This is a genomic window from Ideonella azotifigens (assembly GCF_006519715.1).
Classification (GTDB): Bacteria; Pseudomonadota; Gammaproteobacteria; order Burkholderiales; family Burkholderiaceae_C; genus Ideonella; species Ideonella azotifigens.
The window spans coordinates 1-8,788 of the sequence record NZ_VIDT01000182.1; the positions used below are offsets into that span (position 1 = coordinate 1).

Below are 8,788 nucleotides of genomic sequence, written 5' to 3' on the forward strand. Positions count from 1 at the left end.
CCCCAAGGTCCAGGCTTGCATCGAGTTTGTCGAGGCCGGCGGCCCGCGCGCCGCCATCGGGCGGCTGGAAGATGCAACAGCGCTGGTCAGCGGCAGCGCCGGCACCCAGCTGAGCAAGCTCAGGCCCGCGCCTCGCTGACGCGCTGCAAAGGAGAAAAGCCCGCGACCATCGCTGGTGGCGGGCTGACTCTTCCGGACACCGCATTGGTGATGCGGGACGGTCTTCGGCGCTGGGTCACGGGTTCCCGCTGTTCCACCCAATCGTGTGGTCGGTTCTGCGCGTCAATGAATCAATTATCGGCAGCGCCTCGGTGAGCATTAGCCGGAGAAGCACCGGGTTCATGGGCTTGTATTGCAGCCTCGGCGGCCCCTTTAGCCTTTCAACTGCAACTCCAGTTCATGCAGCACCTTGTAGCAAGGCAGCACCTGGGCCACGCTGCTGTTGGGCTCGCGGCCTTCGCGGATGGCGGTGAAGAATTCGCGGTCCTGGAGTTCGATGCCGTTCATCGAGACGTCCACCTTTGACACGTCGATCTTTTCTTCCTTGCCGTTGAAGAGGTCGTCGTAGCGGGCGATGTACGTGCCGCTGTCGCCGATGTAGCGGAAGAAGGTGCCGAGCGGGCCATCGTTGTTGAATGAGAGGCTCAGCGTGCAGATGGCGCCGTTGGCAGCCTTGAGCTGGATGCTCATGTCCATCGCGATGCCCAAGGTCGGGTGGATGGGGCCCTGCACGGCGTTGGCCTTCACGATGGGGCTGCCGGCCTGGTAGGCGAAGAGGTCCACGGTGTGCGCGGCGTGGTGCCACAGCAGGTGGTCGGTCCAGCTGCGGGCCTGGCCCAGCGCGTTCATGTTGGTGCGGCGGAAGAAGTAGGTCTGCACATCCATTTGCTGGATGTTGAATTCGCCGGCCTTGATCTTCTTGTGCACCCACTGGTGGCTGGGGTTGAAGCGGCGGGTGTGGCCGCACATCGCGACCTTGCCGGTCTCTTGCTGGACGCGCAGCACTTCTTCGCCGTCGGCCAACAGGTCGCACAGCGGAATCTCGACCTGCACATGCTTGCCGGCCTTCATGCAGGCGATGGCCTGTGCGGCGTGCATCTGCGTGGGGGTGCAGAGGATCACGGCGTCCACCTCGGGCAGGGCCAGGCTGTCGGCCAGCTCGGTGCTGACGTGGCCGATGCCGTACCTGGCGGCCACTTCGCGGGTCTTCTCCAGCTCGCGGCTGACGAGGGAGACGACCTCGACGCCGGGAATGTTCTGGATGCCGTCCAGGTGCTTGATGCCGAAGGCGCCGGCGCCCGAGAGGGCGACCTTGAGGGTCTGCTTGTCGCTCATGTGAGGGTCCTCAGGAGTTTTCAAGGATGACGTGGCCGACGGCGGTGTTCGACGCGGGCACGTGATAGAAGCGGTGCTTGAGCTTGGGCGCGGGGCCGCCGTTGACATCGGCCATCGCGCCACGGGCGATCAGCCACATCACCAGCTCGATGCCTTCCGATCCGGCTTCGCGCACGTAGTCGATGTGCGGCGTGGCGGCCGCGGCGGCGGGGTCGGCGATCAGCTTGTCCAGCCAGGCGTTGTCCCACTCGCGGTTGATCAGGCCGGCACGTGCGCCCTGCAGCTGGTGGCTCATGCCGCCGGTGCCCCAGATCTGCACCTTCAGCGGCTGGTCGTAGCTTTCGATGGCCTTGCGGATCGCCTTGCCCAGGTTGAAGCAGCGCTGGCCGGAGGGCACCGGGTACTGCACGACATTCACCGCAAACGGGATGACGGAGCAGGGCCAATGGAAGTCGCTTTGCGGCGGCTGGCCGCACATCAGGCTCAGCGGCACGGTCAGGCCGTGGTCCACGTCCATCTTGTTGACGATGGTGAGGTCGAAGTCGTCCTGGATCACGCTTTGCGCGATGTGCGCGGCCAGTTCCGGGTGGCCTTGCACGACGGGCACCGGGCGCGGGCCCCAGCCCTCGTCGGCCGGCTTGAACTCTGCGGCGCAGCCGATCGCGAAGGTCGGGATCATTTCCAGGCTGAAGGCCGTGGCGTGGTCGTTGTAGACCAGGAAGATCACGTCGGGCTTCTCGTCCTTCAGCCATTGCTTGCTGAAGTCGTAGCCCTTGAACAGCGGCTGCCAATACGGGTCCTGGGTCTTGCCCAGGTCCAGTGCGGCGCCAATGGCGGGCACGTGCGAGGTGAAGACGGAGGCGGTGATGCGGGCCATTCAGGTGCCTTTGTGCGTGTGGGCCTGGCCCTGGGGCTGGTGCTGCGGCTGGGCGTCGCCGTCTTCGCCGAGGTGGCGGTTGCCTTCGGCCGAGCGGCCGCCGGCCAGCATCATCGCGGCGTATTCGTCCTGGGTCATGCCGGTCATGGTCGCGGCCATGTACTGGAAGCTCTTGCCATCGGTGGCGCCGATCTTGGCCAGGAAGTAGATGTTGCCGCCTGCCGCGATGCAACGGTTCAGGTCACGGGTCAGCACGCCCTGCTTCTGCTCTTCGGTCATGGCCCACTGGTCCAGGTAGGCGCGTTCGTCGGCCTTGAAGGCGGCGCGGTTCTCCGCCTTCATCAGCGACATGCAGAACTGGTTCAGCCAGTAGCCCTTGCGGGACTGCTCGGCGTCGAAGATGGTCGTGCCTGGCACGTCCAGGTAGGGCTTGTCGAGGGCCATCAATTGCCTTTAATCAGTTGGTGACAGAGCTACTCGCTGTGCTCGGGCGGTCTGTCACGCAAGTTCATTGGAGGGCCAGTACAGGCGCATGGGGTTGTCGACCAGCAGCTTCTGCTGCAGTTCGGCGGTCGTCGCGATCTGCGGAATGAAGTCCACCAGCAGGCCATCGTCGGGCATGTGGTCCTTCAGGTTCGGGTGCGGCCAGTCGGTGCCCCACAGCACGCGGTCGGGGAATTCCTCGATCACACGGCGCGCAAACGGCACCACGTCCTGATACGCGTGTTGTTCGCCATTCAGCGCCTTTGGGCCGGTGACGCTCAGGCGTTCGGGGCAGCTGACCTTGCTCCACACGTTGGCGTGTTCGCGCATGAACTTCAGGAACAGCTCGAACTCGGGGCCGTCCACCGGCTTGCTCACGTCCGGCCTGCCCATGTGGTCGACGACCACGGTGGTCGGCAGCGCGGTGAAGAAATCCCACAGCTCGGGCAGGTCCACGGCCTCGAAGTAGATGACCACGTGCCAACCCAGCTTGGCAATGCGGCCGGCAATCTCCATCAACTCGTCCTTGGGCGTGAAATCCACCAGGCGCTTGACGAAGTTGAAGCGCACGCCGCGCACGCCGGCGGCATGCAACTGCTGCAGCTCCTCGTCGGTCACGCTGCGCTTGACCGTGGCGATGCCGCGTGCCTTGTCGCCCGCGGCGAGGCAGGCGTCCACCATCGCGCGGTTGTCCGCGCCGTGGCAGGTAGCCTGCACGATCACGTTGCGCGCGAAGCCCAGGTGGTCGCGCAGCGCAAACAGCTGCTGCTTGCTGGCGTCGCAAGGCGTGTACTTGCGCTCTGGTGCAAAGGGAAACTGGGCCCCGGGGCCGAACACATGACAGTGGGCGTCCACGCTGCCGGGCGGCAGCTGGAACTTCGGTTTGCTGGGGTCGGCGTACCAGTCCAGCCAGCCGGGGGTCTTTTGAAATTGCATGGCTCGGGTTGCTCCGTCAATCCAGTGAAACTTTGGCGCGCTTGATGACGTCGGCCCACTTGGTGGACTCGCTCGCGATGAAGGCCTGGAACTGCTCGCGCGTGACCGGGAAGGTCTCGTAGCCGAAGGTGGCATAGCGCTCCTTGATGTCCGGCTCGGCCAGTGCGGTGGTGATGTCGGCCTGGATCTTGTCGGCCACGGCCTTGGGCAGGCCGGGCGGCGCTGCAATGGTGGTCCAGCCGGTCACCTCGTAGCCGGCGGGGCCGCCGGATTCGGCCACCGTGGGCACATCGGGGAAGGCGGCCAGCCGCCTGGGTGAAGTCACCGCGATGAAGCGCACCTTGCCGCTGCGTTGCATGGGCCCGGCCGAGGCCATGGTGCCCAGCGCCCAGTCCAGCTCGCCGGTGGCCACAGCGGTGTAGAGCATGGAGACTTCCTTGTAGATCACGTGCTGCATCTGCGTACCGGTCATGGACTCCAGCAGCGCCGCGCCCAGGTGCGCCGGGTTGCCCACGGACCAGGAGCCGAAGTTGAGCTTGCCCGGGCGGACCTTGGCGTCGGCCACGATGTCGCCTACCGTCTTGTATTTGCTGCCCGTGGGGACCACGACGAAGAAGGGCGCGATGAACAGAGGCTTGATTGGCTCGAAGTCCTTCACCGGGTCATAGGGCAGCTTCTTGAACAGCGAGGGGTAGGCGACCAGGTGCACGTTGTCGAGCTGGATCAGGTCGGTGCCGTCGGTCGCGCCGCGCTTGAAGGCGTCGATGGCGATGAAGCCATTGCCGCCCGGCTTGTTCTCGACGATGACCGGCTTGCCCCACTTGCGCTGCAGCTTCTCGGCCAGCACGCGCAGCACGGCCTCGGGACCGGCGCCGGGCGGGAAGGGCGTGATGATGCGCACCGGCTTGGTCGGCCACTCGTCCGCCGCCTGCGCGCCGCCGATCAGCGTGAGGGCGGCCAGTGCGGCGGCGGCCAGGGACTTCAGGACGTTCATGGTTTGTCTCCGTGTGTTTTGAATTGAACGTGGGTGGGGAAGGAACTCAATCGATGTAGCGCAGCCCGGCTTTCTCCAGCGGCTCGCGCATCTTGTACATGTCCAGGCCCAGCACGCCACTGGCCAGCCTGGCGCGCTTCTCGCCTTCGAAGCTCTCGCGCTTGGCAGCCGCTTCGGCCACTTCCGTGGCACGCGCCGCGGGCACGCAGACGACGCCGTCGTCGTCCGCAACGATCGCGTCACCCGGCGTGACCCACATGCCGGCGCAGACCACCGGGATGTTGACCGAGCCCAGCGTGGCCTTGATCGTGCCCTTGGACGAGATGGCCTTGCTCCAGACCGGAAAGCCCATTTCCTTCAGCGTCTTGACATCGCGCACGCCCGCATCGATGACCAGCGCACGCGCGCCGCGGGCCATGAAGCTGGTCGCCAGCAGGTCGCCGAAATAGCCGTCGGTGCAATCGGCCGTGACCGCGGCGACGACGATGTCGCCCGGCTGGATCTGCTCCGCGGCGACATGCATCATCCAGTTGTCGCCCGGCTGCAGCAGCACCGTGACCGCCGTGCCGCTGACCTGCGTGCCGACCTGGATGGGCCGCATGTAGGGCTTGAGCAGGCCCACGCGGCCCATGGCTTCGTGCACCGTGGCCGAGCCGAGCGCGGCCATTCGGTCGGTGGCCGCGCGATCCGCGCGGGTGATGTTGCGGTAGACAACGCCGAGTTCGTACATGTCACAGCCCCTTGTTCTTCAGTGCGGTGTCCAGCCGTGAAAAGACACGGCGCGCATTGCCCTCGTAGACCTGGTAGCGCTCTTCGTCGCTCAGGTTGGCAGTGGCCGCCACGTAGCGCTTGGTGTCGTCGTAGTAGTGGCCGGTTTCGGGGTCGATGCCGCGCACCGCGCCGATCATCTCGCTGGCGAACAGGATGTTCTTGACCGGGATCACCTTGGTCAGCAGGTCGATGCCGGGCTGGTGGTAGACACAGGTGTCGAAGAAGATGTTGTTCAGCAGGTGCTCGCTCAGCAGCGGCTTCTTCAGCTCCTGCGCCAGCCCGCGGAAGCGGCCCCAGTGGTAGGGCACTGCGCCGCCGCCATGCGGAATCAGGAACTTCAATGTCGGGAAGTCCTTGAACAGGTCGGACGTGAGGCACTGCATGAAGGCCGTCGTGTCCGCGTTCAGGTAGTGCGAACCGGTGGTGTGGAAACACGCGTTGCAGCTGGTGCTCACATGGATCATCGCCGGGATGTCGTACTCGACCATCTTCTCGTAGATGGGGTACCAGCTCCGGTCGCTCAGCGGCGGCGAGTTCCAGTGCCCGCCGGACGGATCCGGGTTCAGGTTGATGCCGACATTGCCGTACTGCTCCACGCACTTGACCAGTTCGGGGATGGAGGTGGCCGGGTCCACGCCGGGCGACTGCGGCAGCATTGCGGCCGGGATGAAATGGTCCGGGAACAGCTGCGAGACGCGGTAGCAGAGCTCGTTGCAGATCGCGGCCCAGGTCGAGGACGTGTTGAAGTCGCCGATGTGGTGGGCCATGAAGCTGGCGCGCGGGCTGAAGATGGTCAGGTCCGAGCCGCGCTGCTTCATCAGCTTGAGCTGGTTGCTCTCGATGGACTCGCGGATCTCGTCGTCGCTGATCTTCAGGCTGCTGGCGCTGGGCGTCTTGGACGGGTCTTTCAGGCCGGCGATCTGCAGGTCGCGCCAGGCGCCGAGCGCGGCCGGCGCGGTGGTGTAGTGGCCGTGAACGTCGATGATCATGGAGGTGTCCTCGCAAGGGAAATCAATGGGCGGCAGCGGCAGCGCCTGTGCGGCGGCCGGGCGTGTCTTGGCCACCGTCCGGCTCGGCAAACTGCTTGACGATCAGCGCCGCGGCGGCCACCAGCCCGGGCACCGCGACGACCGCGAAGATGCCGGCGAAGCTGAGCCGCTGCGCGCTGAGCTGGGCCACCAGGAAGGAGCCGGCAATGCCGCCGAAGCGGCCGATGCCCAGCATCCAGGCCACGCCGGTGGCGCGGGCGTTGGTGGGGTAGAAGCCGGCGGCCAGCGCAGGCAGGGAGGACTGCGCGGTGTTCATCAGCGTGCCGCCGATGAAGACCACCGCCATCAGCGTGGCGACCTCACCGGCCGCATGGCCGATGGCCCAGATCGCCACGGCGGTCAGCGCAAAGCCGATGGCGATCACGCGGTTCGCATTGAAACGGTCCATCAGCCAGCCAAAGAAGATCGCGCCCACGCCGCCCAGCGGGAACAGCGCCGAGATCAGCGTGGCGGTGCGCGGCTCCACGCCGGCGTCCTTGAACAGGATGGGCATCCAGTTGATCAGCGCGTAGAACATCACCAGGCCCATGAAGTAGGCCAGCCACAGCATCAGCGAGCCCACGCGGTACGGGCCGGACAGCACGACGGACAGGCCGCCACGCTCGTTGGTCACTGGCCGGTGCTCGGTCAGCACAAAGCTTTCGGCGCGGCGTGCGGCGTCGCCGGCAATGCGCGCCAGCACCGCGCGAATGCGGTCGATGGGCGCGCGCTGCGCCACCAGGTAGCGCACCGATTCCGGCAGCAACAGCACCAGCAGCACCACCAGCAGCAGCGGCGTGAGGCCGCCCAGCGCGAGCACGCTGCGCCAGCCCCACTGCGGGATCATCCAGGCGGCGAGGAATCCGCCGAAGGCGGCGCCCAGCGGGAAGCCGCAGAACATCGCGTTGGTCAGCGTGGCGCGGCGCGCGTCCGGGCAGTATCCGCTCATCAGCGTCACGGCATTGGGCATGGCCGCACCCAGGCCCAGGCCGGTGAGGAAGCGCAGCAGCACCAGGGTGCTGAGCTCGCCCGCCATCGCCGAGGCGCCGCAGGCCAGGCCGAACACCGCAACCGAGATCACCAGCAGGCGTTTGCGGCCCAGCTTGTCAGCCAGCGGCCCGGCCGACAGCGCACCTGCCGCCAGGCCGAACAGCGCCGCGCTCAGCACCGGTGCCAATTGCGGCTTGCTCAGGCCCCACTCCTTCAGCAACGAAGGGGCGATGTAGCCGATGGCTGCGGTGTCGAAACCATCCAGCAGCACGATGAAAAAGCACAGGCCGAAGATCACCCACTGGAACGGGGAAAACGGGTGCTCGTTGATCAATGTCTGGACATCGACGCGGCGAGGGGCGGCGGGGGTCATGCGGGCGGGTCTCCTGTGCGGAGACGACAGCCATCCGCCGCCGCATTGTTCTGCTGCTGCCCCTGCGGTTCCAGACCCGGGCACCGATAGCAGCTATCGCGGTTTGAGATATGGCGCGGGTTATCCCGCAGGCCTCACAGCGCTTGCGGCACGACGGCGGTGACCTCGATCTCCACCTTGGCGCGGGCCTCCATCAGCCCGCGCACCTCCACCGCGCTCATCGCGATCTCGTAGTGCGCGCCCATCACTTCGCGGTAGGCGGCGCCGATCTCGCGGTTGCGGGCCAGGTAGTCGGCACGGTCGACCAAATACCAGGTCATGCGCACGATGTGCTGCGGCCCGGCGCCGGCTTCGTCCAGCACCGCACGCACGTTGCGCAGCGCCTGCCGCACCTGGTCGACCAGGTCGTCGCTCTCGAAGGCCTGCGCGGCGTTCCAGCCGATCATGCCGGCGACAAACACCTGGCGGCCCTGGGCAGCGACGCCGTTGGCATAGCCACGCGGGCGCGGCCAGTCGGCGGGTTGGAGCGTGGTTTTCATGGGTTTCTCAGACTTTCAGGCGGAAGCGCTGCAGCTTGCCGGTGGTGGTGCGTGGCAGCTCGCTGCGGAACTCGACCGCGCGCGGGTACTTGTAGGGCGCAACGCTGGCTTTCACGAAATCCTGCAGCGCACGCACGGTGGTGTCGTTGGCTTCGTGGCCGGCGCGCAGCACGACGTAGGCTTTGACGATCTCGCCGCGCTCCTCGTCCGGCACGCCGATCACCGCGCATTCGGCCACTGCCGGGTGTTCCAGCAGCACGCCTTCGACCTCGGGGGCCGCGATGTTGTAGCCGGCCGAGATGATCATGTCGTCGGTGCGCGCCTGGTAGCGGAAGTAGCCGTCCTCGTCCTGCAGGTAGGCGTCGCCGGTCAGGTTCCAGCCGTGTTGCACGTAGCTGGCCTGGCGTTCGTCGTCCAGGTAGCGGCAGCCGGTGGGCCCGCGCACCGCGAGCCGGCCGACCT

10 protein-coding genes are annotated in these 8,788 nt (G+C 66.5%); all 10 read right to left on the reverse strand.

Going from position 1 to position 8,788, the window contains the following annotated elements; all coding sequences use genetic code 11:
* Positions 1-372 precede the first annotated feature (372 nt).
* Positions 373-1,335, reverse strand: a complete 963-nt coding sequence (locus FKP22_RS13055; protein ID WP_141287922.1) for a Gfo/Idh/MocA family oxidoreductase — start codon at positions 1,333-1,335, stop codon at positions 373-375.
* A 10-nt stretch (positions 1,336-1,345) separates the two neighbouring features.
* Positions 1,346-2,212 carry a class III extradiol dioxygenase subunit beta gene (locus tag FKP22_RS13060; protein WP_141287923.1) on the reverse strand — a complete coding sequence of 289 codons (867 nt, stop codon included), beginning with the start codon at positions 2,210-2,212 and terminating at the stop codon, positions 1,346-1,348.
* Positions 2,213-2,656 carry a protocatechuate 4,5-dioxygenase subunit alpha gene (gene ligA, locus FKP22_RS13065; protein ID WP_141287924.1) on the reverse strand — a complete coding sequence of 148 codons (444 nt, stop codon included), beginning with the start codon at positions 2,654-2,656 and terminating at the stop codon, positions 2,213-2,215. It abuts the gene before it with no gap.
* A gap of 54 nt (positions 2,657-2,710) precedes the next feature.
* The gene (locus tag FKP22_RS13070; RefSeq protein WP_141287925.1) at positions 2,711-3,631 is read right to left on the reverse strand and encodes an amidohydrolase family protein; all 921 of its coding nucleotides are present in this window, start codon (positions 3,629-3,631) and stop codon (positions 2,711-2,713) included.
* Between the two features lie 16 nt (positions 3,632-3,647).
* Positions 3,648-4,625 carry a Bug family tripartite tricarboxylate transporter substrate binding protein gene (locus FKP22_RS13075; RefSeq protein WP_141287926.1) on the reverse strand — a complete coding sequence of 326 codons (978 nt, stop codon included), beginning with the start codon at positions 4,623-4,625 and terminating at the stop codon, positions 3,648-3,650.
* A 46-nt stretch (positions 4,626-4,671) separates the two neighbouring features.
* Positions 4,672-5,355 carry a 4-carboxy-4-hydroxy-2-oxoadipate aldolase/oxaloacetate decarboxylase gene (gene ligK, locus FKP22_RS13080; protein ID WP_141287927.1) on the reverse strand — a complete coding sequence of 228 codons (684 nt, stop codon included), beginning with the start codon at positions 5,353-5,355 and terminating at the stop codon, positions 4,672-4,674.
* 1 nt (position 5,356) lies between these two features.
* A complete protein-coding gene (locus FKP22_RS13085; RefSeq protein ID WP_141287928.1) occupies positions 5,357-6,385 on the reverse strand; it encodes an amidohydrolase family protein in 1,029 nt (342 codons plus the stop codon).
* Between the two features lie 22 nt (positions 6,386-6,407).
* Complete coding sequence (locus FKP22_RS13090) at positions 6,408-7,787, reverse strand: MFS transporter (RefSeq protein WP_141287929.1); 1,380 nt, start codon at positions 7,785-7,787, stop codon at positions 6,408-6,410.
* Positions 7,788-7,921: 134 nt separating this feature from the next.
* Positions 7,922-8,326 carry a RidA family protein gene (locus FKP22_RS13095; RefSeq protein WP_141287930.1) on the reverse strand — a complete coding sequence of 135 codons (405 nt, stop codon included), beginning with the start codon at positions 8,324-8,326 and terminating at the stop codon, positions 7,922-7,924.
* Positions 8,327-8,333: 7 nt separating this feature from the next.
* Positions 8,334-8,788 (reverse strand): AMP-binding enzyme (locus FKP22_RS13100; RefSeq protein WP_141287931.1); only part of this gene is annotated, 455 nt, incomplete at its 5' end.

Coding starts and splice junctions, on each gene's coding strand:
- ligA (WP_141287924.1), bottom strand. CDS start 2,656: ATGGCCCTCGACAAGCCCTACCTGGACGTGCCAGGCACGACCATCTTC.
- FKP22_RS13060 (WP_141287923.1), bottom strand. CDS start 2,212: ATGGCCCGCATCACCGCCTCCGTCTTCACCTCGCACGTGCCCGCCATT.
- FKP22_RS13070 (WP_141287925.1), bottom strand. CDS start 3,631: ATGCAATTTCAAAAGACCCCCGGCTGGCTGGACTGGTACGCCGACCCC.
- FKP22_RS13055 (WP_141287922.1), bottom strand. CDS start 1,335: ATGAGCGACAAGCAGACCCTCAAGGTCGCCCTCTCGGGCGCCGGCGCC.
- FKP22_RS13090 (WP_141287929.1), bottom strand. CDS start 7,787: ATGACCCCCGCCGCCCCTCGCCGCGTCGATGTCCAGACATTGATCAAC.
- FKP22_RS13075 (WP_141287926.1), bottom strand. CDS start 4,625: ATGAACGTCCTGAAGTCCCTGGCCGCCGCCGCACTGGCCGCCCTCACG.
- FKP22_RS13085 (WP_141287928.1), bottom strand. CDS start 6,385: ATGATCATCGACGTTCACGGCCACTACACCACCGCGCCGGCCGCGCTC.
- ligK (WP_141287927.1), bottom strand. CDS start 5,355: ATGTACGAACTCGGCGTTGTCTACCGCAACATCACCCGCGCGGATCGC.
- FKP22_RS13095 (WP_141287930.1), bottom strand. CDS start 8,326: ATGAAAACCACGCTCCAACCCGCCGACTGGCCGCGCCCGCGTGGCTAT.